The sequence below is a fragment of the Neisseria sp. genome (assembly GCF_030530745.1).
Taxonomy (GTDB): Bacteria; Pseudomonadota; Gammaproteobacteria; order Burkholderiales; family Neisseriaceae; genus Neisseria.
The window spans coordinates 15,146-40,046 of sequence record NZ_JAUMUI010000016.1 but is presented as its reverse complement, the minus strand read 5'-3'; the positions used below and the strand labels follow the sequence as shown (position 1 = coordinate 40,046).

Genomic DNA, 24,901 nt, shown 5'->3' with positions numbered 1-24,901 from the left:
ATGAACCCCGTTTGGATTATCACCGCAAAAGAAATCCGCGACAGCCTGCGCAACCGCTGGGTGCTGGCCGCCACGCTCCTTCTGGCCGCGCTGGCCTTGTCGCTGGGCTTCCTCGGCAGCGCACCCGCCGGCGAAGTGAAGGCCGATCCGCTCACCGTTACCGTGGTCAGCCTCTCCAGCCTGTCGATTTTCCTGATTCCGCTGATTGCCATGCTGCTTTCCCACGATGCGCTGATCGGCGAAATCGAACGCGGCACCATGGCGCTGCTGCTGAGCTACCCCGTTTCGCGCGGGCAGGTGCTGGTGGGCAAATTTGCCGGCCATCTGGCGGTGCTCGCACTAGCCACCGGGGCGGGCTACGGCTTGGCGGGCGTCGCACTGCAACTGGCAAACGGCGCATCCGACCCCGCCGCATGGAAGCCGTTTCTGCTGCTGATTGCCGCCAGCATCCTGCTGGGCGCCGCTTTTCTGGCAATGGGCTACCTGATCAGTGCCAAAGTTAAAGAGCGCGGCACGGCGGCGGGCGTTGCCGTAGGCGTATGGCTGTTTTTCGTGGTGATTTTCGATATGGCGCTGTTGGGCGTTTTGGTTGCCGACACCAAACAGCTTATCACCGCCCCCATGCTGGAAGCCGTGCTGCTGTTCAACCCTGCCGACATCTACCGCCTGCTGAACCTGACCGGCTACGAAAACACCGCCATGTATGCCGGCATGGCGGGGTTGAGCTCGCAGCTGTCGCTGGGCCGGCCCGTGCTGCTGGCGGCGCAATTATTGTGGATTGCCGTCCCTTTCGTCCTGGCATCATGGGTATTCGGGAAGCGGCAGATTTAAAGGATCGGGGCTTATGCACCGTTTCAGGCCGTCTGAAAACCGTATCCGCCCCAACATAAAAAAGGAAAACAGAATGAAACCTTTTCTTTACCTGCTGCCGGCAGCCCTGCTTCTGGCCGCCTGCGGCAGCGGACCCGAAGCCGCACCGCCCGCGCCGCAGCAGATTACCGACGAAGCCGTCGGCCATTACTGCACCATGAACCTTTCCGAACACGTTGGCCCCAAAGCCCAGATTTTCTTAAACGGCCGCCCCGAAAAACCGGTGTGGTTTTCCACCATCAAACAGATGTTCGGCTACACCAGGCTGCCCGAAGAACCCAAAGGCATTGCCGCAATCTATGTAACCGATATGGGCAAAGTGGCCGACTGGAACACGCCCGATGCCGACAACCACTGGACAGACGCCCGCAAAGCCCATTATGTGATTGAAAGCGGCTTTATCGGCGGCATGGGCGCGGAAGACGCACTGCCCTTTGCCGACAAAGCACAGGCGCAGAAATTCGCCGCCGAAAAAGGCGGCAGGGTGGTGGCATTCGACGAAATGCCCGACGAATATATTTTCAGGTAAAAAACGGCAATGCCTTCTGAAGCCGTCTGAAAACGGCAGGAAGGAAGATGCGGTTTTTTTTTGCCGCCAAACAAACCTTCCCTCCCCAAAAACGGAGCCGACCATGACCACGAAGTTTTCCCGCCGCCGCTTTATCGGCATCACCGCCGCAGCCGCAGCCCTTGCCGCCGTACCCTCCGTCTGGCGGCACGGCGCGGCAGCCGGCAAAACGCTGCCCGAACCCGTAGTCTGGCAGGGTATCGCGCTGGGCGCAGGTGCCGAAATACGCCTCTACCACCCCGACCGCCGTTTTGCCGAAAACCTGATTGTCAAAGCCGTGGCCGAAATAGCGCGTTTAGAAAAAACCTTCAGCCTCTACCGCGACGACAGCCTGCTGGTGCACCTGAACCAAACAGGCCGCCTGAACAACCCGCCCGCCGACTTTTTAGCCCTGCTCAGCCTCAGCCGCAGCATCCACGCGCTCACGCAGGGCGCGTTCAACCCCGGCATACAGCCCCTGTGGAACGTTTACGCCAAGCACTTCGCCCGCCATCCGCAAAGCACGTCCGCCCCGCCGTCCGCCGATTTGGCGGCTGCCCTGACACTGGCGGATTTCAACGCCGTCGGATTCGACAGCCGCAGCGTCCGCCTTGACAAGCCCGGCATGGCCTTGTCGTTCAACGGCATCGCCCAAGGCTACATCACCGACCGCATCACCGATATGCTGCGCAATGCCGGGCTGGAACAGGCGCTGGTGGACTTGGGCGAAATCCGCGCCTTGGATACCGCACGCCGCCGCACATGGCAGGCCGGCATCCGCAACCCTGATGACGAAACCGCCGTATTGCTGAACATTGAGCTGCAAAACCAAGCCCTTGCCACTTCTGGCGGCTACGGCACGCACATGGACGAAGCGGGCAGGTTCACCCACCTTTTCAACCCGCACACCGGCAGCAGCAGCCCGCGTTACCGCAGCGTCAGCGTAACGGCTGCCGATGCCGCCGTTGCCGACGCACTGTCTACCGCATTTTCAGTAATGGACAAAACCGCCGTTGAAAAAACCGCCGCCGCCCTCCCCGGTTTGAAGGCATGGCTGGTAACGGCAACGGGCAGAATAGAAACTGTATGACAAAAATATGAAACGGTAAGGATCAAAAAAAACACCGGCGCATTATTCAATGCGCCGGTGTTTTTCAGATTAGGGCGGCGAGCCAAACCCCCGGCACTGGCGCACCGGAGTGGGCTGCTGGCTTCCGCCCCTGACCCGTTGTTCCGGATTACCATGCGGGGAGACCCGCCGTAAGGTTCGCATTATATCTGCTTTACCCGTGCATACCAAGCCATAATTGCGCCCGCCGCGTGCCGGTACGGCGGGATTGTCAACAAAAAACAGGCCTGCATGAACGCCCTGCATATTGCACTTCCATATTTTTCCATTGAAAACAGCCGGAAATTACATTACATTGAACCTTTTTGTTTATGCTTTCAGACGGCCTCATCCGGTTTGAGAGGCCGTCTGAAAAACAAAATCCGCAAACACAACACAAATATTCCGGAACCGCCCGCTTATGACTGCCGCCCTCCAACGCATCCGCGAAATCCCTTACAACTATACCTCTTATTCCGACCGCGAAATCGTTATCCGCCTGCTGGACGGGCACGCTTGGGACATATTGCAGGCATTGCGCAGCCAACGCCGCACCGGCCGTTCGGCGCGCATGCTGTTTGAAGTGCTCGGCGACATCTGGGTGGTAGTGCGCAACCCCTATCTGGTCGACGACTTACTCGACCACCCTGCCCGCCTGGCCGCATTGGTAGGTGAAATGCGGCACCGTTTGGGAGAAATCCAAAAACGGCGCGACAACAACGAGCAGGTGGCCGAACTGCTTGAAGCAGCCGAAGCGGCCGTGGCCCGTTTTGAGAAAAGCTTCGAAACCACCCGCCAAAAACGGGCGCAGATTCTGGCGCGTTTGAGCAAAATCACCCGCAAACACAACATCATGTTCGACGGCCTCGCCCGCGTGAGCCACGTTACCGACGCCACCGACTGGCGCGTGGAATATCCGTTTGTAGTGGTCAACCCCGACAGCGAAGACGAAATCGCTCCGCTGGTGCGCGCCTTAATCGAGCTGGATTTGACCATTATTCCGCGAGGGGGCGGCACCGGCTACACCGGCGGCGCGGTGCCGCTCGATGCGATGAGCGCGGTGATCAACACCGAAAAACTCGACAAACACAACGGCGTGCAATATGTGGAACTGCCCGGACTCGAGGGCACGCATCCGATTATCCACTGCGGCGCCGGCGTGGTTACGCGGCGGGTGGAAGAAACAGCATCCGCCGCCAAACTCGTGTTTGCGGTCGACCCCACTTCCGCCGACGCTTCCTGCGTGGGCGGCAACGTAGCGATGAACGCCGGCGGCAAAAAAGCGGTGCTGTGGGGCACGGCGCTGGACAACCTCGCCTATTGGAAAATGGTCAACCCGCAGGGCGAATGGCTGAAAATCGAGCGCGTGCGCCACAACTTCGGCAAAATCCACGACGAAGACACCGCGATATTCGACGTGCACACGCTCACTTCAGACGGCCTGAACACCGTGAAAACCGAGCGTTTGGAAATCCCCGGCCGGCAATTCCGCAAAGTCGGCCTCGGCAAAGACGTTACCGACAAATTCCTAAGCGGCCTGCCCGGCGTGCAGAAAGAAGGCACCGACGGCATCATCACCAGCTGCGCCTTTGTGCTGCACACCATGCCCAAACACATCCGCACCATCTGTTTGGAATTTTTCGGCACCGTCGCCAACGCCACGCCTTCCATTGTGGAAATCCGCGACTACCTGCTCGGCCACGAGAGCGTGCAACTGGCCGGCTTGGAACACCTCGACTGGCGCTATGTGCGCGCCGTCGGCTACGCCACCAAAGCGGCGGGCAGGGGCCGCCCGAAAATGGTGCTGATTGCCGACATCGTCAGCGACGACGAAGCTGCCGTAAACGAAGCGGCCGACCACATCGTGAAGCTGGCGCAAGCGCGCGACGGCGAAGGTTTTACCGCCGTTACCCCCGAAGCGCGCAAAACCTTCTGGCTCGACCGCAGCCGCACCGCCGCCATCGCCAAACACACCAACGCCTTCAAAATCAACGAAGACGTGGTGATTCCGTTGGAACGCTTGGGCGAGTATTCAGACGGCATCGAACGCATCAACATCGAATTGTCGATTAAAAACAAACTCGCCCTCTGCGAAGCGCTGATCCGATACCTGCAAGGCAACCTGCCCGTCGAGCAGATGGGCACCGACCTGCCCAAAAGCGAACTGTTGGGCGAACGCGCCAACCACGCCCTCGCGCATGTAGAGGCCGTGCAGGAACGCTGGCAATGGCTGCTCGCCCATCTCGACGCGCCGCTGGCCGGCTATAAACAGCGCTACGGCGCCGCCGTGCACGCCGCACCCGAAGCGAGCGACAGCGAAAGCAGCTTTACCGCCTTCCGCGATTTCCGCCTGCGCGTATCGGTTAAAGCCGACGTGATGAAACCCCTGTCTGAAATCTTCAGCGGCAAAACCGACACCAAAATCATGCAGGGCTTGGCAAAAATCCATGCCAAAGTGGTGCGATCGCGTGTGTTTGTGGCGCTGCACATGCACGCCGGCGACGGCAATGTGCACACCAACATCCCTGTTAATTCAGACGATTACGACATGCTTCAGACGGCCCACAAAGCCGTGGAGCGCATCATGGCCATCGCCCGCAGCTTAGGCGGCGTGATTTCCGGCGAACACGGCATCGGCATCACCAAACTCGAATTCCTCACCGACGAAGAAATGCAGCCCTTCTGGGACTACAAAGCCAAAACCGACCCGCAAGGCCGCTTCAACCGCCACAAGCTGATGAAAGGCTCGGATCTGCGCAACGCCTACACGCCTTCGTTCGAATTATTGGGCGTGGAATCGCTGATTATGGAGCAGTCCGCCCTCGGCACCATCGCCGAATCGGTGAAAGACTGCCTGCGCTGCGGCAAATGCAAACCCGTGTGCAGCACCCACGTTCCCCGCGCCAACCTGCTCTACAGCCCGCGCAATAAAATCCTCGGCGTGGGCCTGTTAACCGAAGCGTTTTTATACGAAGAACAAACCCGCCGCGGCGTGTCGGTCAAACATTTCGACGAACTCAACGACGTGGGCGACCATTGCACCGTCTGCCACCGCTGCGTCAAACCCTGCCCCGTCAACATCGACTTCGGCGACGTTACCGTAGCCATCCGCAACTACCTGCACAAATCCGGCAAACGCAAATTCAACCCCGCCGTGGCCGCAGGCATGGCCTTTCTCAACGCCACCGACCCGCGCACCATCAATATTCTGCGCAAAGGCGTGGTGGAAGCCGGTTTCAAACTGCAAAACATAGGCTACCAATGGGGCAAAAAACTCCACATCGGCGCATGCCGCCAGAAAGCCGCCCCCAAAGCCACCACCGGCAAAGCCCCGATAAAAGAGCAGGTAGTGCACTTTATCAACCGCCCGCTGCCGCGCAACGTGCCGATTAAAACCGCCCGCGCGCTGCTGAACATCGAAGACGCCAAAACCGTGCCGATTATCCGCAACCCGCAAACCGGCGAAGACGCCGAAGCCGTGTTTTACTTTCCCGGCTGCGGCTCCGAGCGCCTGTTCAGCCAAGTGGGGCTGGCCACCCAAGCCATGCTGTGGCACGCCGGCGTGCAAACCGTGCTGCCGCCCGGCTACCTCTGCTGCGGCTATCCGCAGGATGCCGGCGGCAACAAAGCCAAAGCCGAGCAGATGACCACCGAAAACCGCGTGCTGTTCCACCGTTTGGCCAACACCTTAAACTACCTCGACATCAAAACCGTGGTGGTGAGCTGCGGCACCTGCTACGACCAGCTCGAAAAATACCGCTTCGAGGATATTTTCCCCGGCTGCCGCATCATCGACATCCACGAATTCCTGCTCGAAAAAGGCATCAAGCTCGACGGCATAAGCGGTCAGCAATATCTCTACCACGACCCCTGCCACAGCCCGATCAAAACCATGAACGCCGCCAAAATGACCAGCGAGCTGATGGGCAAAGAAGTGGTGTTGAGCGACCGCTGCTGCGGTGAGAGCGGCATGTTTGCCGTCAAACGGCCCGACATCGCCACGCAGGTGAAATTCCGCAAGCAGGAAGAAATCGAGAAAAACCTCAACCAACTGCCGCAGGGCGGGCCGGTGAAAATGCTCACCTCCTGCCCCGCCTGCCTGCAAGGCTTAAGCCGCTACACCGACGACAACCAACTGCCCGCCGACTACATCGTAGTGGAAATGGCCAAGCATATCCTCGGCGACAACTGGCAGAACGACTTCGTTGAAAAAGCCAACAACGGCGGCATCGAGAAAGTGCGGCTGTAAACCCTGCCGGACAACAGGCCGTCTGAAAAAACACTTTCAGACGGCCTGTTGTTACTCAGGATCGCCGTAAAACGGCCGGTTTTTAAAAACCGGCACAAAATCGGCCAGGTAGAGGGTAAAGGCAGCGGCAAGGAACAGCGCGGGCAGATAAAGATAAAACCATGCGCCGTGCCCGAACAGCAGCGTGCGCGATACGGCGGCGGCGGCCAGACAGGCGAACGCTGCGCGGGAAAGTTTGGGGTAGTCGAGGCGAACGAAGCTGCTGTGGCGCAAACCCGCCGTAATAAAAACCAGCAAAACAGTGCCGAACATGCAGCACAAAGCAATCAGGTGCAGCGGCGGGGTATCCGGCATCATGCGGATTTTTCCGACACCCAGCCACAAATAACCGCATGCGCCGGAAAGCTGCACGGCGTAATACAGAGCCAGATAGTGTTTGCGCAGCAGCTCACGGTGGTGCAGCTCTTTGAGCCTTGCCAGCAGGATGCAGCCGCAGCCCAAAGCGGCATAGCCCGCCGCTTCGGCAGGCAGCAGCAGCTCGATAAAGGCATAGGCGGCAAGAAAAACAACCGCCATGTTTTTATAAACGGCGTTGGGAACAAACAGCGGGTCTTTCAGACGGCATTCTTTCAATGCTTCCGCCCCCATCACGATGCTGATACGGAAACCGATAAGCACGGTGGCGGCAATGTTCAGGTGCAGCTGCGCCCTGAGAAAGCGGCCGTCGAGGCTGAAAGCATAGGCCGTCTGAAACGCGGCCAACAAAAAGAGCAGCATTAAAACAGAAAAATTGCGGCGGTCTTTGCCCAAAAAAACCATACGGGCGCAAAAAAACAACAGCATCAGCCACAAGCAGGCAAGCAGAGCCGCACCCGCCCGTACATTGAAAAACGAAACCGCCCATGCCGCCGCAACGGTGCCGCCGAGCATTTTGGCCGCGCCGGCAATACTGCCGCGGTAATCCGTCCAACTTGGCATGGCGGTCAGCAGAAAGCCGCTGTAGGCACAGGCAGGCAGCAGGTTGAGGAAAAACAGGCGGTGCACCGTAACAGCATCGCGGCTGACGAAAAAACAGGCGCTGCCGAGAATGCCGAACAGGGCTGCGGCGGTAAAAAAGCCGCGCATGGGGTGGCTGAAGAAATTATTCATAATAGCGGATTCCGTGAAACTGCTCCGCCGCCACCCTTGTTTCATAGGCCGTATCGCGATCTGCCAAATCTTCGTTCAAACACACCCGCCGGCAAACGGCCATGCCTTTGGGGGCGAGCAGCATGATTTCGTGGCTGAGCCGCACCGCTTCGAAACGGTCGTGCGTTACCAGTACGCAGGCCAGTTCGCGGCGGCGGATTTTTTCTGTCAGCATTCCGGCCAGAATATCGCGCAGATCCCTGTCGAGCCCCACAAAAGGTTCGTCGAGCAGGGCCAGGCCGCAGCCGCTGAGTAAAAGCCGCAGAAAAGCCACCCGCTTGGCCATGCCGCCGCTCAGTTCTGCCGGGTATTTGTTCAAGTCGCCCGAGCCCAATCCCACCTCGGCAGCCAATTCCGCCACTGCGCCTTCATCGGCTTTTTCCATAAAAACGGTAATGTTCTGCATCGCACTGAGGTTTTCCAACAGCCGGTTTTCCTGAAACAGGAAGCCGGTTTTTTTAAAACCGTTGCGGATAAGGCCTGTCTTGGGCGTTTCTAGGCCGCTGATCAGGCGCAAAACCGTGGTTTTGCCGCAGCCGCTGGGGCCGAACAGGGTTTTCACTTCGCCCGGCCTCAGGGTGAGGCTGAAATCGCGTACCACGACATCGCGCAGGATGTCGAACCGCACATGCGACATTTCCAACATTACCTCCTCCACGGCATAAACAGGATTTCCAAAGGCTTGGTTACCAGATATTCGAACAGCGCCGCCAGCGCGACTATCAGGCACACATAGGCCATCACCGTAGAAGTTTCCAGCATCGTCCGGGCATCGGCGATACGCGCGCCCACCCCCTCCTCCGCTCCCAGAAGTTCCGCCATCACCACCACTTTCACCCCCATCGCCACTGCCACGCCCACACTGGAAATCATGTAGCCGGTAAGGTGGGGCAGGTAGAAATAGCGGATTTTTTTCAGACGGCCCGTGCGGTAAACGTCAAACACTTCCCCGTACTGCCTGTTGATGCCCGCCATGCCTGCCGCCGCACTTGCAAAAGTAAGCGGCGTAACGATAATGATCACGGTAAACAGTACGCTCGGGCTGCCGAAACCGAACCAAAACAGCGCCATCACCACCCAGATAATCGGCGGCATCGCCAATAAAACGGTAATCACGGGTTTCAGCATGGCCATGGCCGTCTGAAAACTGCCTGCCAAAAGCCCTGCCGCCGTACCCAGCAGCAGCGATACGCCGATACCGGCGGCCGCCCTCCACAGCGAAACACCCAACCCGCCCGTTTCGTAATCCCGCAGCAGGGCAACGGCCTGTGTGAATACGCCGGTCGGTGCGGGCAGTATAAATTCACCGGCCAAGGTGCTGCCCCACGACCACAGCGCCACCGCCATCATGGCCACACCCAAGCCGGCGAAGCCGCCCCACAGATAGTCGGCCACATAAAACACTGCCGCCTGGCGTTTGCGTATTTTGTCGGTTTTAATCATCGTTACCGTTCCGTTTTTGCGAAAAGGCCGTCTGAAAGCCGCCCCGCCCGTTTTTGTACGGGCGGCCGGAAGTCCTTATAAAAAGAAGCCGTCGTCGGGCAGTCTGCCACCTAAAAGCCTGGGGTTGAAACGCATCAGTTCTTCATAAAACGCCATGATGCCGTTTTTCAGCTCCGAGCCTTTGGTTACCGTAAGGTTGGCGTGGGGAATGGCCGAAACAATCGCGGGCACGGGCGCGGCCAGATAGTTTTTGCCGATTTCCGCCGCGCTTTGGCGGTTGGCGTTTATCCACACCAGCGCGTTTTTCAAGTCTTGGTGGAAGAGGTCGAATTTGGCTTTGTTGGCGCGGTAGAAGTCCGTATCGGCAATCAGCCCCGCCTGCGGAATCACCGGCCGGGTGCCGAAAGCCTGCCCCCACATGCGGGCAACGTCGAAACCGCGCACCACGTTCACCCCCATGGTTTTGCCGCGCAATACGGCGGCGGCGGCCAGCGGCTCGGGCACCAGCGCGGCATCAAAGTTGCGGCTCAAAAACAGCCCCACGGCTTCCGCGCCCGTCGCCGCATAGGTGATGTGCACTTGACGCGCATCGATACCCAGCTTTTTCAGCAAGGCTTGGAACACAATGTCGGGCATATCGTTTTTAAACGGGATAATCACCCGCTTTCCCGCCAATTCGCGCGGATGCGCAATGGCTTTACCCTTGCCCACCAGCTGAATGATGCCGTTGGTGAGAATGTTCACCATGCCGACTTTGCGCCCCTGGTTGCGCAGATTAACGCCCACGTTGCTCGGGCTCATCATTACCTTGAACGTGCCGCCCGCCACGCCCGCCCGCAGCTGGTCGGGCGAACGCCAGGTTTTTACCGACACCGCCGCCTGCTTCGCCAGCCTGCCCTGCAGGGCGGCTACGGCGATGGTCATGGTCGGCAGTGCAGGTGCACCGTATACGGTAAACGCCTCTTTGGCTCTGGCGGCGGATACCGGAGGCAGAACGCCTGCCGCCGCCAGTGCCGCGCCCCATTTTAAAAATCTGCGTCTGTGCATTTTTTTCTCCTATATTGTTTCAGACGGCATTTTCATGCAGGCCGTCTGAAAGCCTTAAAACGCCGCATGCAGGCTCAGCCAATAAGTCCGCCCGGGCGCATATACCACCCGTGTGGGCGCGAGCGCTTCCACATGATCGCCGCTGATAAAGTCGGCATACCTGCGGTTGAAAATATTGTTGACACCCGCGCGCAGGCCGTAGCGGTCTTTCACGTTCACCGCAGCATAAACATCGGCCGTTGCAAAGCTTTTGGCAGCCTCGCGCCGGTCGATGCCGAGACCCGACGCCGTGTCGAAATCGCCGCGCGCCTGCTTCGCCACATAACGCCCTGCCGCACCCATGCTGTAGCTTCCGTAGCGGAAATAATTTTTATAGTCGGCCTGCACGGCCAGCTCGAACGGCCGTATCTGGTAGAGCGGCCTGCCGTCGTCCGCATTGCGGCCGTAACGGTAAAACGCTTTTGCCCCGGCCGCCCAGCGCGGATTGAAATTGTAGCGGGCATAAATATCGGCCGACACGATGTCTGCATCCGCATTGCGTACAATGATGCCGCCGTTGTCTGCCGCCACACCGGCCTGGCCGCGCGCACGGTCGAAGATAATCAGGTTTTTCACTTTGTCGTACATCAGCGAGCCGCCGGCATTCCAGCCCCGTCCCATGAGGGAATCCATGTAGCCGTTGTAGGCGCTGTTTTTCAGATCGGCGCTGATTCTGACAAAGTTATGCCCTTCCGGCTTGAGCAACGGGTTTCCGACCATGGCGGCGGCAGGATTTTGATTGCGCCGCGCGCCGCTGCGGCGGTCGTATACCAACGAGGCCAGCGAATTGAAACGTTCGGTGTTGTCGCCGATGCGTTCGATATGGGCGGCACTGATGCTGTATTTGTGCAGTTCCGACGGGGTGAAATCATATTTCAGCTCCCCCGAAAAGGCCTCGCGGCGAACTTTGCCGTTAAAGTCGAAACCGTAATAATCCCGCCACACCTGCTGTGCACTGGCGAAAGCCAGGGCAGGGTTTGCAGGGTTGGGCAGTTGCGCAGTATTTTTGCGCACCTCGGCATCATTGTATTCATAGCCCAACCCCAAACCGAGTTTGTGGCGGTTGTCGAAACGGTAGGCCAGCGTATCGGAAAGGCGGTAGCTGCCGGTACGGATGCCGGCGAAACGGTAGGCATTGGGAAAGTCAAGCACGTCGGTACGGGTATGGCGGATGCCGTCGTGGCTGTCGTGCTGGTAGCCCGCAATGAAAGCATTGTGGAATTTTCCCCTGCCATAATCGTGTTTGAGGGAAAAATTGAAGATTTTGCGGTCGAGGCCGACAAATATCCGGTTGGTACCGCCGCTTCGCAGCGAATAATTGTCGGCGCGGCGGTCCAGGCGGGTAAAGCCCGCCTCAGCGCGCAGGGTGTTGTTTAAATCCGAACCGCCCCAGCGCGCACCCATCCGGACGATATTGCGGTCGGTTTTAACCGCATCGTTGGCAAACTGCGGCTGTTTGTCGTCATCAATACGGTCGTGCAGATAAGTCAGGCGGTATTCCTGGTTTTCAGACGGCACAAAACCCAACACCAAAGCTTGGTTGAAACGGCTGTAGCCCCAGCCGGCTTTACTGCCCCCGCCGTCTTTATAGTCGCCGGCCTTGGTGTGGTTGATATTGGCGTTGCCGTAAAACCGCGCACCGCGCGCCTGGATTGAGGCCGAATTGTAGAAGCTGCGGCCGTAAAAGCCACTGTTGGCCTTCACCGGGCGCATGGCTTTGTCGATATTGCCGGTTACAAAATAGTAACCGCTGCGGTCGGTTCGGTCGAACTGGTTTTCGGGCATATAGCCCTGAGCCGCATCGGGCGTAACCGGTTTGGGCGGAGCAAACTCTTTCAAGGATCTGATTTCGCCGGCATCAGCCAACTGTTCCTGCCCTTGCGCCGACACCTGCGCCACACAACCCGCAGCAAGCATCCATAAAACCCTTCTCATTACCTTTCCGATATAAAGATAATAATTTTTATTTATTCTATGCTTGGAAAGATTATAAGTAAATATTCTGCCGTAGCCTTTACAAACAGCCGCCTGCGGCATACCCGGCACCGGGACGCCAAGAAAGCCCCCGCACCTTGCCGATATTCAGTACAATGCCGTCTGAAATTTACCCGTAAGGACAAGCCATGTATTTTGTCGACCGCACCGCCGTGGTGCTGAAGCCCACCGCAAACTTTCTCGACTGGCTCAAACAGGCCGATGAAAATATGCCCGATTTGACGCTGGAACAAATCCGCGCCAACTGCTCGGTGTTTCTCGTGCCGCAGTTCGACGAACCCGAAGCGGTGGTTTCCTATTTCCACGATCGCTACCAAACCATTTTTGAAGCCGAAATTTCCGGTTGGGACATCCCCCGCAGCCGGTGGCCGGCCGATATGGGCCTGAAAGCCTTTTGGGAATATTTCGAAGTGGAAATCCACGACATGGTGCTCGATATGGAAGAAGCCGGGCTGGACATTACCCCCGTATTCGACAACATGAGGTAAGATGCGCCCTTTTCAGACAGCCTTCAAACCTTCACGCACCGGCAAAGCCCTGACTGTGTTTCTGCACCTTTGGGCGGCTTATCTCTGCCTTACCGCGTTTCACGGCGCGGCGCGCATCATCGGTTTGCTGTTGCTGGCCGCCACCTTTTTCCGGGCGTGGCACAACCAAAACCTGCGCCGTGCCGATGCCGTGCACAAAATCGCCGTCAGCCCGCAGGGGCGTGCGGTAGTGTTTGTCGGCAGGCCGCAAACCGCTTTCGAAGCCGTGTTGCGCCCGGGCAGCCTGATTTCGCCTTATGCCTTGTTTTTGAAATGGGATTTGGGCGGCCGCACTCTGTGGCAGTTTGTGCTGCCCGATATGGCGGATCGCGAAAACTTCCGCCGCCTGCTGGTTTGGGCACGCTGGGGGCAGCCTAAAGATTAACCCTATCTTTCAAGGCCGTCTGAAACACCGTTCCTGCACTTCCTGTTTTCAGACGGCCTCCACACACATTTATTACCTTCTATCACCTTCAAAATGAAAACATTAAACGACTGGTTATCGCATCTCGAAACCGCCCATAGCGCGGGGCTGATTGACATGGGTTTGTCGCGCGTGGGCGAAGTGAAAAACACCATGCGGCTCGAGCCGCAATGCCCCGTGGTGGTAGTGGCGGGCACCAACGGCAAAGGCTCGGTGTGCGCGTTTCTCACCCAGATTTACAGGCAGGCCGGCTTCAAAGTGGGCACGCTCACCAGCCCGCACCTGCTCAAATACAACGAACGCATCTGCATCAACGGCGAACCTGTAAGCGACGAAGCGATTACAGCCTCGTTTGAGCGCATCGAAGCGGCGCGCGGCGGAATTTCCCTCACTTATTTCGAATTCAACACATTGGCCGCCGTCGATATCTTTATGCGCGAAAACGTTGACGTGATGGTGCTGGAAGTCGGCCTCGGCGGGCGTTTGGATGCGGTAAACGTTTTCGATGCCGACTGCGCCGTCGTAACCAGCGTCGATCTCGACCACCAATCGTTTCTGGGCGACACTATCGAAGCGGTCGGCTACGAAAAAGCCGGCGTGTTCCGCAGCGGCAAACCCGCCGTCTGCGGCCAAAACCCGCCGCCCGAATCGCTGCGCCGGCACGCCGAAAGCATAGGCGCCAACCTGCTCTTGGCCAAACGCGATTTCGGTTTCAGCCGCCTGGAACAGCAGCAATGGTCGTTCCACTTCCACCCCGACGCCGCATCGGGGCGTTCAGACGGCCTCAAACGCAACCGCAACGCCCTGCCCGTGCCCGCCCTGCGCGGCGCCTGCCAATTGGGTAATGCCGCCTGCGCGCTGGCCGTTATCGAATGCCTCAACCATCACCTGCCCATCGATATCGGCTCCATCAAACGCGGGCTGCTGCTGGTTCACAACCCCGGCCGCTTCCAAGTGCTGCCCGGCCGCCCGCTCACCATTCTCGACGTCGCCCACAACCCGCACGCCGCCCGTGCCCTGCGCCAAGGGCTGGTTGCCCTGCCTTTCGCCGAAAAGCGCACCGCCGTGTTCAGCATTCTGGCCGACAAAGATTCAGACGGCGTTATCGACATTGTGAAAGACCAGTTCGACCAATGGTATATCGCGCCGCTGCATCTGCCGCGCGGCATGTCTGCGGCAGAAATAGAAAAAAAACTCAACCGCTGCGGCATTGATGCCGTGCACAGCTTCGACAATATTCAGACGGCTTATCAGGCAGCTTTGGCGCAAGCCGGGGAAAATGATAGAATCACCGTTTTCGGTTCTTTCCATACCGTGGCCGAAGTCATGGCCGCTTTATAACAAGGCAGATTCATGTCAGACAACCGTTTCCATTCACTGAACGAATACGAAAAACTGAAACGCAAAAACCGCCGCCGCCTGGTAGGCGCATCCGCGCTGGTGATATTGGCAGGCATCCTGCTCGCCAATGTTCTGAACCGGGGCGGCGGAGACGAAGCCGCCGAAAACATCAGCATCGAAAAAACCGCCTCCGCCGCATCAGAAACTGCGCCGCAGGCAGCACCGGCCAATAATCAGGCCGCCTCTTCCGACGATGCTTCCGATTTGTCGCCCGCCGCCGTGCTGGAACCCGCTCCGGCCGACACCGAAACCACCGAACTGAACAATCCGCTTGCCACCCCGCCGGCACCTGCGGGGCAAACGGCATCCGAATCCGCCGCCCAAACCGCCACAACGGCCGCAGCCGCAAAAGCAGCAGCAGGGAAAAAAACGGCGGAAGCCGAACCCGCTGCCAAACCCGTTCAGGCCGAAGCATCCAAACCCCAACAGAAACCGCAATCCAAGCCGCAGCCCAAACCCGAAGAAACCGCCCCGCCGCCCGTGGTGGTGATTAACAACCGCGTCGAACCCGATGCCGAAGCCGAACGCAAAGCCGCCGCCAAAAAAGCCGAAGCCGAACGCCTGAAACGGCAGGCACAGCAAAAAGCGGAGGCCGAACGCGAGCGTTTGAAACAGCAGGAACAGCAAAAAGCAGCAGAACGCGAGCGTTTGAAACACCAAGAACAGCAAAAAGCAGCGGCGCAAAAAGCCCAACAGGAAGCACAGGCGCGCAAAGCGCGCGAGCAGGCCGCAGCCAAAGAAGCCGAACGCCGGAAAGCCGCCCGTTCGGCCGAACAGGAAGCAGGCCGTCTGAAAGCGCAAAAAGAAGCCCGCGCCAAAGCCGAAGCTGAAAAGCGCGCCGCAGAAGCAGCCAGGAAAAAACAGCAGGAAGCCAACCGCAAAGCCGCACAAGACGCACTAAGCAACAAATCCGCGCAGGCATCGGTCGAAAAAAGCGATCCCAAAGCCATTTTGGAAGGCAGATCCTCCTCCAAAGCCATTATCCAGGCCGGCGCATACCGTAACCGCGACCAAGCCAAGCAAATGCAGCAGAAACTGGCCGATGCGGGCGTAAGCGCCTACATCACCGAAGTAGAAACCGAAAAAGGCAAAGTCTACCGCGTGCGCACCGGCCACTACCCCGACCGGGAAACCGCCGGCAAGGCTTTGGAGAGACTGCGCAAAAAAGGCGCCAACGGTATCGTGATCGGACAGCCCTGATGACAACTTTCGACCTTCTCGCCTTCGGCCTGATCGGCCTGTGCGCCATCGTTTCGATGATGCGCGGCATGATCGCCGAGGCGGCCTCTTTAATCACTTGGATTGTGGCGTTTGTTGCGGCCAAAACATTTGCCGTGCCGTTTTCGGAAACCGCCTTCAGTTCGTTCGAATCACGCCCCTTGGCTGTGGCCTTGTCCTTTATTGTTCTGTTTGCCGCTGCATGGCTGGTGCAGCGTTTTTTACGTTCGCTGCTCACCGGCGCCGCGAAAACAGTGGGTTTGGGCGGCCTCAACCGCCTGCTCGGCGGCGCATTCGGCGCACTCAAAGGTGTTTTGCTGGTTACGCTGGCGGTAATCGCCTGCTCGTTTACCGACCTGCCGCAAACCGACGGCTGGCGCCAATCGCTCAGCGCCGGCTATTTCGAGTCGCTGGCCCAATTCGCGGTCCCCTATCTGCCGGGTGCCGTTGCAGATAAAATACAGTATCAACCCCTTTAAAATATCCGGAGAGAAAAATGTGTGGCGTATTGGGCATGGTAGCCTACCAACCTGTAAACCAAAGCCTTTACGACGGCCTGCAAATGCTGCAACACCGTGGACAGGATGCCGCCGGCATCGTTACCGTGGAAGGCAGCATTTTCCATATGCACAAAGGCAAAGGCATGGTGCGCGACGTATTCCGCACCCGCAATATGCGCGATTTGACGGGCAACGCCGGCATCGCCCATGTGCGCTACCCCACCGCAGGCAATGCCGAAAGCACCGCCGAAGCGCAACCTTTTTACGTCAGCTCGCCGTTCGGCATCGTGCTGGGGCACAACGGCAACCTCACCAACACCGAAGAGCTGTATGAAAACGTGTGCCACAAACACTTGCGCCACATCAACACCCGCTCCGATTCGGAAGTGCTGCTCAACGTGTTTGCCCACGAACTGCGCCGCGAAGTAACCGATTCCGGCACTTCCCAGCTCAGCGTCGGCAATATTTTCGATGCCGTCGCCAAACTGCACAAACGCGTGCGCGGCGCATACGGCGTAGTGGCCATGATAGCCGGCTACGGCATGGTGGCATTCCGCGACCCGCTCGGTATCCGCCCGCTGGTGCTGGGCACACAAACCGGTCCAGACGGCCGCACCGCCTATGCCGTGGCTTCCGAATCGGTTGCCTTTAATGCAATCGAATTTGATTTGGCGCGCGACATCGCTCCCGGCGAAGCCGTTTTCATTTCTCTGGACGGGCAGTTTTTCTCGCGCCCCTGCTCCGAAAACGCCTGCCTCAGCCCCTGCCTGTTTGAGTATGTTTACTTCGCACGTCCTGATTCGGTAATCGACGGCGTATCCGTTTACCGGTCCCGGCTGAATATGGGCGTGGCCTTGGCCGAAAAGGTCAAACGCGAGCTGCCTCCCGAAGATATCGACGTTGTCATGCCGATTCCCGACACCAGTCGCCCGAGCGCGATGGAACTGGCACACCACTTGGGCAAACCCTACCGCGAAGGGCTGATTAAAAACCGCTATATCGGCCGCACCTTCATCATGCCCGGGCAGGCAACCCGAAAAAAATCGGTGCGCCAGAAACTCAGCCCGATGGAGTCCGAATTCAAAGGCAAAAGCGTGCTGCTGGTCGACGACTCTATCGTACGCGGCACCACCAGCCGCGAAATCGTCGAAATGGTCCGCGCATCCGGAGCCCGCAAAGTCTATTTCGCCTCGGCCGCACCCGAAGTGCGCTATCCCAACGTATACGGCATCGATATGCCGACCCGCGAAGAATTGATTGCCAACGGCCGCGACAAAAACGAAATCGCCCGCGAAATCGGTGCCGACGGCTGCATTTTTCAAGATTTGGCCGAACTGGAACAAGCGGTGAAATCACTCAATCCCGCCATTGGTTCGTTCGACACCTCATGCTTCAGCGGCCGCTATCCCACCGGCGATATCGACGAAGCCTACCTGCAGAAACTTTCTGCCGACAAATCCCTGCCCGCCGCACTCACCGGCACCGTTCACACGGCAATACGCATCAACAGCCAACGGGAAGACGACGAATAATCTTTTACCTGCTGCGAAACCCATTCCCGTTTCCGTTTCAGCTTCAAACGTTATGAGGCCGTCTGAAAGTATTTTGTTTTCAGACGGCCTCATAACGTTTGAAGCTATAGTCGGATCATAGCGGGCTTGATTATATAGCGTAAAACTTTATTTCTGCCACGGCGTTGCTGCGCCGCAGGGGCCAATCCAATAAGCCCCGACAGAAATCATCTCGACGGGCGGGCATTCTTGCCCGTTCCCCCTGCCGTTTTTTTCTTGCCGAAAGCGTCGGCGGCACCGGTTTTTTTTGCTGCAAATTTTTTACCACCGTGCTTTTTGCCGTCGAATTTCTTTTCACCGTTTTTTTTATTGCCAAACCTGCGCCCGTCCCAGCCGCCTTTGCCTTTAGCTTTACCGGCGGGTTTGCGCCGGCGGGTGGGCTCCATGCCCTCAATGGCCGTTTCAGGCAGTTTGCGGCCGATATATTTTTCGATTTTGTGCACTTTCACATATTCGTTTACTTCGGCAAACGTAATCGCCAAACCGGTTCGGCCGGCGCGGCCGGTGCGGCCGATACGGTGCACATAATCTTCGGCCTGTTTGGGCAGGTCGTAGTTGATAACGTGGGTGATAGCGGGCACGTCGATGCCGCGTGCGGCCACGTCGGTGGCGACCAGGATTTTGCAGCGGCCTTTGCGCAAATCCATCAGTGTGCGGTTGCGCCAGCCCTGCGGCATGTCGCCGTGCAGGCAGTTGGCGGCAAAACCTTTGTCGTAGAGCTCGTCGGCCAACACTTCGGTCATGGCTTTGGTAGATGTAAAAATAACCGCCTGATCAATATTGGTATCGCGCAGAATGTGGTCGAGTAAGCGGTTTTTATGGCGCATATCGTCGCAATACAGAAGCTGCTCTTCGATTTTTCCTTGCTCGTCAACACGTTCCACTTCCACCACTTCGGGGTTTTTGGTGAGCTTGCGGGCGAGTTTGCCCACCGCGCCGTCCCAAGTGGCGGAAAACAGCAGGGTTTGGCGGGTTTCGGGGGTGGCGGCGACGATGGTTTCGATGTCGTCGATAAAGCCCATATCGAGCATACGGTCGGCCTCGTCGAGAATCAGCACTTCAAGGCGGCTGAAATCCACTTTGCCGCTGTCCATCAAATCCATCAGGCGGCCCGGAGTGGCCACAATCAAATCGATAGGTTTGGATAGGGCTCGGATTTGATAACCGAACGAAGAGCCACCCACAATGCTCACGGTGCGGAACCATTTCATATTTTGGGCATAAGTGAGGGCGTTTTTTTCTACCTGCGCCGCCAATTCGCGGGTGGGCGTAAGCACCAACGCCCGCGGGCCTTTGCCGGGTTTGTCGCTGCGGCGGGTTAAGCGTTGCAGGGTGGGCAGCAGAAAAGCGGCGGTTTTGCCGGAGCCGGTTTGGGCCGAGGCCATGATGTCGCAGCCTTCCAAAGCATGGGGGATAGATTGTGCCTGAACGGGTGTGGGCGATTCGTAGCCCGCGCTCGAAAGGGCGGACAAGATATTTTTATCGAGATTTAAGTCGGCGAATTTTACAGACATGGTTTTCCTGGAAGGAACAACAACGCATTCCGTCCGAACGTTTTCAGACGGCCTTGAAGCATGGGATAACGTATTTATTTACTAATGAAAAAGATGTACGCAAGGTTGTCGCAAGCCCTACGGCTTGTGGTTAACATCGGCGACAACCTGCAAATATGCCCTTAAGCGGAGCAAATCATGTAAGAAAGCTTTTTAACGGAAAGCTTGAAAGATATACGAAGTTGGCTGAAGACGATGGCTTCAAAAAGACGAAACGCGGATAATATAGAAACCGCCAAACTTGGTCAAGAAAATATTGGATACGGCATGGCTTTAGCGCAAGGGCGGGTGAGGCGGACAGAGTTCCGCCGAAACACCGGCCCGAATTTCAATCTCCGCCAACATCTTTACTTTGCTTTTGCAGGCAGAGCGGTTATAATAAGAAAATTTTTCAGTTTTCACGAAAAATGGCCCCGCGGCCATTTTTTTGTTTCCGGAGCACTATGGATATTCAAACAATTCTCGATAAAACCCTGCCCGGCTTGGGTTACGAGCTGGTGGATTTCGAATTGACCGCGCAAGGTGATTTGCGTGTGTTTATCGATAAAGAAGGCGGCATCACCGTGGAAGACTGCGCCACCGTGAGCAACCATTTGAGCCGCCTGTTTATGGTGGAAGACATCGACTACAAACGCTTGGAAATTTCCAGCCCGGGTCTCGACCGCCCGCTGAAAAAAGCCGCCGACTTCGTGCGCTTTGCCGGGCAGCAGGCCAAAATCAAAACGCGCCTGCCGATAGACGGCCAGAAAAACTTTATCGGCCGCATCGAAGCCTGCGAAAACAATACCGTGCGCATTTCGTTCGACGGCAAAACCGCCGAAATCGGGTTGGACAATATCGACAAAGCCCGCCTGCGCCCCGAATTTAAATTTTAAAAATATCGTTATAACGGAGAATTAAAAAAATGAGTCGTGAAATGTTACAACTGGCCGAAGCGCTGGCTAGCGAAAAAAACGTGGATTCCGAAGTGGTATTCAACGCGCTGGAATTCGCGTTGAGCACCGCCGCCAAGAAAAAAGCCGGCCGCGAGCATATGGATGTGCGCGTGGAAATCAACCGCGATACAGGCGAATATAAAACTTTCCGCCGCTGGCTGATAGTTGCCGACGAAGACTACACCTATCCCGATGTGGAAAAAACCATTGAAGAAATCCAAGAAGAAATCCCCGGAACCACCATTCAAATCGGCGAGTATTACGAAGAACAGCTGGAAAACGAAGGTTTCGGCCGCCAAGCCGCACAAACCGCCAAGCAGATTATCCTGCAACGCATCCGCGATGCCGAACGCGAGCAGATTTTAGAAGAATTTCTGGCACGGAAAGAAGATATAGTTATGGGCACCGTGAAGCGCGTGGAGCGCCACGGCACCATTATTGAAATCGGAAGGCTTGATGCCCTGCTGCCGCGCGATCAGATGATTCCGCGCGAAAACTTCCGCAACGGCGACCGCGTGCGCGCACTGTTCCTTCGGGTTGACGAAATCGGCAACTCCGGCCGCAAGCAGGTTATTCTAAGCCGTACTTCGCGCGACTTTCTGGTGAAGCTGTTTGCAATGGAAGTGCCTGAAATCGAAGACGGCCTTCTTGAAATCAAAGAAGCTGCCCGCGATCCCGGCAACCGCGCCAAAATCGCCGTCAAAGCCAACGACCAGCGTATCGATCCGCAGGGCACCTGCATCGGCGTGCGGGGGTCGCGCGTAAATGCCGTAACCAATGAGCTGGCTGGCGAGCGCATCGATGTAGTGCTGTGGTCGCCCGAAACCGCACAATTTGTTATCAATGCACTGTCGCCCGCAGAGGTAAACCGTATCGTCATAAACGAAAAAGACGACGGCAAAGAGTCGGTTGATGTAATTGTTGCCGAAGACCAACTTGCACTGGCCATCGGCAAAGGCGGGCAGAACGTCCGTCTGGCAGCCGAGCTGACAGATAAAGAACTTAACATCATGACTGTGGCTGAAGCCGAAGAACGCAATGCCGCCGAGGACGAAGCTATCCGCAAACTGTTTACCGAGCATCTGAACGTGGATGCAGAAACTGCCGAAGTGCTATTGCAGGAAGGTTTCGCTACATTGGAAGAAGTAGCCTATGTGCCTGCTGCCGAGCTGTTGGAAATTGAAGGTTTTGACGAAGCCATCGTAGAAACACTGCGCAACAGGGCACGCGATGCCATTCTCACACTGGCCATTGCTTCGGAAGAAAAGCTCGACGATATCGACGAAGATATGCGCAACCTCGAAGGCATCGACCAGGAAATGCTGCGCGACCTTGCGCAGGCAGGCATTACCACCCGCGACGATTTGGCAGAACTGGCCGTTGACGAGCTGATAGAAATCACCGGAGTGAGCGAAGAAGAGGCCAAACAGGTAATTATGGCTGCCCGCGAACACTGGTTTACCGAAGAAAACTGAGGGGGTGAAGTATGAGTAACACAACCGTAGAACAATTTGCCGCCGAACTTAAAAAACCCGTGGAAGACTTGCTGAAGCAGCTTGCCAGCGCCGGCGTGAACAAAAGCAGCGGCAGCGACAGCATCACTTCCGACGACAAACAACAGTTGCTGGCCTACCTGAAAAAATCGCACGGCAGCGACAGCGGCACCATCAGCATCAGCCGTAAAAAAGCCGAAGTCAGCACCGTAGGCGGGGTGCAGGTGGAAACCCGCCGCCGCAGCCGCAAAGTGGTGATTCCGCCATCCGAAGACTTGGCGGCCGAGGCAAGGGCCAAAGCAGAGCAGGTGGCACGGGAGCAGATGGCGGCCGAAGAAGCCGCACAGGCCGAACGGGAAGCGGCAGAACGTGCCGAGGCCGAAAAAGCGGCGGCCGAAGCTGCACGCCTGCAGGCCGAACAGGAAGAGCGGGCTGCACAACAGGCCAAACAGGAAGAAAAAGCGGTTCAAACAGCCGAAACCGAAAAAGAAAAAGCAGCAGAAGGCAAAAGCAAAGAGCCAAAACAGCAGCCTGCGGCAACCCGCCCGGTAATCAGTGCGGAAGAGCAGGCGCAGCGCGACGAAGAAGCCCGCCGTGCCGCCGCCATGCGTGCCCATCAGGAAGCACTGTTGAAAGAAAAGCAGGAGCGCCAGGCCCGCCGGGAAGCGGCCAAACTGCAGGCACAGCAGGACGCGAAAGCAGCCAAAGAAGGAAAAGCGGCCGAACAGCGTTCTGCCAAGCCGTCTGAAAAGGCTCCGCTTTCAACCGTGTCGCCGGGTAAATCCGAATCTCCGGTACGTTCGAAAAAAGACGAACGCCACAGCAGGGACGATGCCGACAACCGCCCGCGCGGCGGTAAAGCCGGCAAAGGCCGCAACCAAAATACCGGCCGGGAAGATCGTGTGCGCGGCGGTAAAAAAGGCAAAAAACAACTCAAACTCGAACCCAACCAGCACGCTTTCCAAGCACCGACCGAACCTGTGGTGTATGAAGTATTGGTACCTGAAACCATTACCGTGGCCGATTTGGCACACAAAATGGCAGTAAAAGGCGTAGAAGTGGTGAAGGCTCTGATGAAGATGGGCATGATGGTAACCATCAACCAATCCATCGACCAAGATACCGCGCTGATTGTGGTGGAAGAACTCGGCCACATAGGCAAGCCCGCCGCTGCCGACGATCCCGAAGCATTTTTAGACGACGGAGCCGTACATGCAGAAGCCGAACAGCTGCCGCGCCCGCCGGTGGTAACGGTAATGGGGCACGTCGACCACGGCAAAACCTCGCTGCTCGATTATATCCGCCGCGCCAAAGTGGTACAGGGAGAAGCGGGCGGCATTACCCAGCATATCGGGGCTTACCATGTAGGAACCCCGCGCGGCGTGATCACCTTCCTCGATACGCCCGGCCACGAAGCGTTTACCGCCATGCGCGCACGCGGTGCCAAAGCCACCGATATCGTGATTCTGGTGGTGGCTGCCGATGACGGCGTAATGCCGCAAACCATCGAAGCCATCGCCCACGCCAAAGCGGCAGGCGTACCGATGGTGGTGGCCGTAAACAAAATCGACAAAGAAGCCGCCAACCCCGAGCGCATCCGCCAAGAACTGACCGCGCACGAGGTAGTACCCGACGAATGGGGCGGCGATACCCAGTTTGTTGATGTATCGGCAAAACAGGGTATCAACATTGACGCCTTGCTTGAGGCGGTGCTGCTCGAGGCCGAAGTATTGGAACTGACCGCACCTGTTGATGCACCCGCCAAAGGAATTATCGTCGAAGCCCGTCTCGACAAAGGCCGCGGCACCGTTGCCACACTGCTGGTACAAAGCGGCACATTGAAAAAAGGCGATATGCTTTTGGCCGGTACTGCTTTCGGCAAAGTGCGCGCGATGCTGGACGAAAACGGCAAATCAATCGATGAGGCCGGCCCGTCTATTCCTGTGGAAATTCTGGGTTTGTCGGACGTACCCAATGCCGGCGAAGATGCGATGGTGCTGGCAGACGAGAAAAAAGCCCGCGAAATCGCCCTATTCCGCCAAGGCAAATACCGCGACGTGCGTTTGGCCAAACAACAGGCGGCCAAGCTGGAAAACATGTTCAGCAATATGGGCGAGGGACAGGCGCAATCTCTGTCGGTGATTATCAAGGCCGACGTTCAGGGTTCTTACGAAGCCTTGTCGGGCAGCCTGAAAAAACTTTCTACCGACGAGGTGAAAGTCAACGTGCTGCACAGCGGCGTGGGCGGCATCACCGAGAGCGACGTCAACCTGGCGATTGCTTCGGGAGCATTCATCATCGGCTTTAACGTGCGCGCCGACGGCTCCGCCCGCAAACTCGCCGAAACCGAAAACGTGGAAATCCGCTACTACAACATCATTTACGATGCCATCGACGACGTAAAAGCCGCTATGAGCGGCATGCTTGCACCGGAGCAGAAAGAGCAGGTTATCGGCTCGGTGGAAATCCGTCAGGTTATCAGCGTGTCGAAAGTAGGCAATATTGCCGGCTGTATGGTTACCGACGGTATCGTGAAGCGCGACGCCCATGTCCGCCTCATCCGCAACAACGTGGTTATCCACACCGGCGAGCTTGCTTCGCTCAAACGCTTCAAAGACGACGTTAAAGAAGTGCGCATGGGCTACGAATGCGGCCTGATGCTGAAAAACTATAACGAAATCATGGAAGGCGATACGCTGGAAGTGTTTGAAATCGTTGAAGTGGCACGTTCGTTGTAAAGCTGCCCGATAAGGACAAAGGCCGTCTGAAAAAACTGAGCTGTCCCCCCAAAAG

19 protein-coding genes and 1 other RNA gene are annotated in these 24,901 nt (G+C 57.4%); 13 read left to right on the top strand and 7 right to left on the bottom strand.

What is annotated here, in order from left to right:
• From Q3970_RS07300 to Q3970_RS07290, 3 genes are all read left to right on the top strand, one after another.
• Positions 1–831, top strand: coding sequence for an ABC transporter permease (locus Q3970_RS07300; protein ID WP_303099924.1), 831 nt, complete (start codon positions 1–3; stop codon positions 829–831).
• 73 nt (positions 832–904) lie between these two features.
• Positions 905–1,399: a nitrous oxide reductase accessory protein NosL gene (locus Q3970_RS07295; RefSeq protein WP_303099923.1), complete on the top strand. Its 495-nt coding sequence runs from the start codon at positions 905–907 to the stop codon at positions 1,397–1,399.
• A gap of 103 nt (positions 1,400–1,502) precedes the next feature.
• Positions 1,503–2,507, top strand: coding sequence for an FAD:protein FMN transferase (locus Q3970_RS07290; protein ID WP_303099922.1), 1,005 nt, complete (start codon positions 1,503–1,505; stop codon positions 2,505–2,507).
• A 73-nt stretch (positions 2,508–2,580) separates the two neighbouring features.
• Here Q3970_RS07290 and ffs read toward each other — a convergent pair.
• Positions 2,581–2,677: signal recognition particle sRNA small type (gene ffs, locus Q3970_RS07285), an RNA gene on the bottom strand.
• A gap of 269 nt (positions 2,678–2,946) precedes the next feature.
• Between ffs and Q3970_RS07280 the strand changes: the two genes are divergently transcribed.
• A complete protein-coding gene (locus Q3970_RS07280; protein WP_303099921.1) occupies positions 2,947–6,774 on the top strand; it encodes a DUF3683 domain-containing protein in 3,828 nt (1,275 codons plus the stop codon).
• A gap of 51 nt (positions 6,775–6,825) precedes the next feature.
• On the opposite strand, the gene Q3970_RS07275 is transcribed toward Q3970_RS07280, so the two are convergent.
• The 5 genes from Q3970_RS07275 to Q3970_RS07255 all read right to left on the bottom strand — a co-directional run bounded on the left by Q3970_RS07275 (position 6,826) and on the right by Q3970_RS07255 (position 12,408).
• Positions 6,826–7,923, bottom strand: coding sequence for an NnrS family protein (locus Q3970_RS07275; protein WP_303099920.1), 1,098 nt, complete (start codon positions 7,921–7,923; stop codon positions 6,826–6,828).
• The gene (locus Q3970_RS07270; protein WP_303099919.1) at positions 7,916–8,608 is read right to left on the bottom strand and encodes an ATP-binding cassette domain-containing protein; all 693 of its coding nucleotides are present in this window, start codon (positions 8,606–8,608) and stop codon (positions 7,916–7,918) included. Before Q3970_RS07270 ends, Q3970_RS07275 begins: the two co-directional genes overlap by 8 nt.
• Complete coding sequence (locus tag Q3970_RS07265) at positions 8,608–9,405, bottom strand: ABC transporter permease (protein ID WP_303099918.1); 798 nt, start codon at positions 9,403–9,405, stop codon at positions 8,608–8,610. Before Q3970_RS07265 ends, Q3970_RS07270 begins: the two co-directional genes overlap by 1 nt.
• A gap of 75 nt (positions 9,406–9,480) precedes the next feature.
• Complete coding sequence (locus Q3970_RS07260; protein ID WP_303099917.1) at positions 9,481–10,452, bottom strand: ABC transporter substrate-binding protein; 972 nt, start codon at positions 10,450–10,452, stop codon at positions 9,481–9,483.
• Positions 10,453–10,506: 54 nt separating this feature from the next.
• Positions 10,507–12,408 (bottom strand): TonB-dependent receptor, encoded by a 1,902-nt coding sequence (locus tag Q3970_RS07255; RefSeq protein WP_303099938.1) that lies wholly within the window; start codon positions 12,406–12,408, stop codon positions 10,507–10,509.
• Positions 12,409–12,614: 206 nt separating this feature from the next.
• On the opposite strand from Q3970_RS07255, the gene Q3970_RS07250 reads away from it, so the two are divergent.
• The 6 genes from Q3970_RS07250 (at position 12,615) to purF (ending at position 18,088) form a co-directional block, all read left to right on the top strand.
• Positions 12,615–12,974, top strand: a complete 360-nt coding sequence (locus tag Q3970_RS07250) for a hypothetical protein (RefSeq protein WP_303099916.1) — start codon at positions 12,615–12,617, stop codon at positions 12,972–12,974.
• Position 12,975: 1 nt separating this feature from the next.
• Complete coding sequence (locus tag Q3970_RS07245) at positions 12,976–13,398, top strand: protein YgfX (RefSeq protein WP_303099915.1); 423 nt, start codon at positions 12,976–12,978, stop codon at positions 13,396–13,398.
• Between the two features lie 93 nt (positions 13,399–13,491).
• The gene (gene folC / locus Q3970_RS07240; protein WP_303099914.1) at positions 13,492–14,778 is read left to right on the top strand and encodes a bifunctional tetrahydrofolate synthase/dihydrofolate synthase; all 1,287 of its coding nucleotides are present in this window, start codon (positions 13,492–13,494) and stop codon (positions 14,776–14,778) included.
• A 12-nt stretch (positions 14,779–14,790) separates the two neighbouring features.
• Complete coding sequence (locus tag Q3970_RS07235; RefSeq protein WP_303099913.1) at positions 14,791–16,038, top strand: SPOR domain-containing protein; 1,248 nt, start codon at positions 14,791–14,793, stop codon at positions 16,036–16,038.
• Positions 16,038–16,535, top strand: a complete 498-nt coding sequence (locus Q3970_RS07230) for a CvpA family protein (protein ID WP_303099912.1) — start codon at positions 16,038–16,040, stop codon at positions 16,533–16,535. The genes Q3970_RS07235 and Q3970_RS07230 overlap by 1 nt, the downstream gene beginning before the upstream one ends.
• Positions 16,536–16,552: 17 nt before the next feature.
• Positions 16,553–18,088 (top strand): amidophosphoribosyltransferase, encoded by a 1,536-nt coding sequence (purF, locus tag Q3970_RS07225; RefSeq protein WP_303099911.1) that lies wholly within the window; start codon positions 16,553–16,555, stop codon positions 18,086–18,088.
• A gap of 206 nt (positions 18,089–18,294) precedes the next feature.
• On the opposite strand, the gene Q3970_RS07220 is transcribed toward purF, so the two are convergent.
• Complete coding sequence (locus Q3970_RS07220; protein ID WP_303099910.1) at positions 18,295–19,641, bottom strand: DEAD/DEAH box helicase; 1,347 nt, start codon at positions 19,639–19,641, stop codon at positions 18,295–18,297.
• Positions 19,642–20,123: 482 nt separating this feature from the next.
• On the opposite strand from Q3970_RS07220, the gene rimP reads away from it, so the two are divergent.
• The 3 genes from rimP to infB are packed head-to-tail and all read left to right on the top strand — an operon-like array spanning position 20,124 to position 24,846.
• Complete coding sequence (rimP, locus tag Q3970_RS07215; protein ID WP_257065506.1) at positions 20,124–20,555, top strand: ribosome maturation factor RimP; 432 nt, start codon at positions 20,124–20,126, stop codon at positions 20,553–20,555.
• A 29-nt stretch (positions 20,556–20,584) separates the two neighbouring features.
• Positions 20,585–22,090, top strand: a complete 1,506-nt coding sequence (nusA, locus tag Q3970_RS07210) for a transcription termination factor NusA (RefSeq protein WP_303099909.1) — start codon at positions 20,585–20,587, stop codon at positions 22,088–22,090.
• Positions 22,091–22,101: 11 nt separating this feature from the next.
• Positions 22,102–24,846, top strand: a complete 2,745-nt coding sequence (gene infB / locus Q3970_RS07205; RefSeq protein ID WP_303099908.1) for a translation initiation factor IF-2 — start codon at positions 22,102–22,104, stop codon at positions 24,844–24,846.
• Positions 24,847–24,901: the final 55 nt, after the last annotated feature.

Coding starts and splice junctions, on each gene's coding strand:
- Q3970_RS07275 (WP_303099920.1), bottom strand. CDS start 7,923: ATGAATAATTTCTTCAGCCACCCCATGCGCGGCTTTTTTACCGCCGCA.
- Q3970_RS07250 (WP_303099916.1), top strand. CDS start 12,615: ATGTATTTTGTCGACCGCACCGCCGTGGTGCTGAAGCCCACCGCAAAC.
- rimP (WP_257065506.1), top strand. CDS start 20,124: ATGGATATTCAAACAATTCTCGATAAAACCCTGCCCGGCTTGGGTTAC.
- Q3970_RS07235 (WP_303099913.1), top strand. CDS start 14,791: ATGTCAGACAACCGTTTCCATTCACTGAACGAATACGAAAAACTGAAA.
- Q3970_RS07265 (WP_303099918.1), bottom strand. CDS start 9,405: ATGATTAAAACCGACAAAATACGCAAACGCCAGGCGGCAGTGTTTTAT.
- Q3970_RS07245 (WP_303099915.1), top strand. CDS start 12,976: ATGCGCCCTTTTCAGACAGCCTTCAAACCTTCACGCACCGGCAAAGCC.
- infB (WP_303099908.1), top strand. CDS start 22,102: ATGAGTAACACAACCGTAGAACAATTTGCCGCCGAACTTAAAAAACCC.
- Q3970_RS07300 (WP_303099924.1), top strand. CDS start 1: ATGAACCCCGTTTGGATTATCACCGCAAAAGAAATCCGCGACAGCCTG.
- Q3970_RS07255 (WP_303099938.1), bottom strand. CDS start 12,408: ATGCTTGCTGCGGGTTGTGTGGCGCAGGTGTCGGCGCAAGGGCAGGAA.
- Q3970_RS07295 (WP_303099923.1), top strand. CDS start 905: ATGAAACCTTTTCTTTACCTGCTGCCGGCAGCCCTGCTTCTGGCCGCC.
- Q3970_RS07270 (WP_303099919.1), bottom strand. CDS start 8,608: ATGTTGGAAATGTCGCATGTGCGGTTCGACATCCTGCGCGATGTCGTG.
- Q3970_RS07280 (WP_303099921.1), top strand. CDS start 2,947: ATGACTGCCGCCCTCCAACGCATCCGCGAAATCCCTTACAACTATACC.
- Q3970_RS07290 (WP_303099922.1), top strand. CDS start 1,503: ATGACCACGAAGTTTTCCCGCCGCCGCTTTATCGGCATCACCGCCGCA.
- purF (WP_303099911.1), top strand. CDS start 16,553: ATGTGTGGCGTATTGGGCATGGTAGCCTACCAACCTGTAAACCAAAGC.
- Q3970_RS07220 (WP_303099910.1), bottom strand. CDS start 19,641: ATGTCTGTAAAATTCGCCGACTTAAATCTCGATAAAAATATCTTGTCC.
- nusA (WP_303099909.1), top strand. CDS start 20,585: ATGAGTCGTGAAATGTTACAACTGGCCGAAGCGCTGGCTAGCGAAAAA.
- Q3970_RS07230 (WP_303099912.1), top strand. CDS start 16,038: ATGACAACTTTCGACCTTCTCGCCTTCGGCCTGATCGGCCTGTGCGCC.
- Q3970_RS07260 (WP_303099917.1), bottom strand. CDS start 10,452: ATGCACAGACGCAGATTTTTAAAATGGGGCGCGGCACTGGCGGCGGCA.
- folC (WP_303099914.1), top strand. CDS start 13,492: ATGAAAACATTAAACGACTGGTTATCGCATCTCGAAACCGCCCATAGC.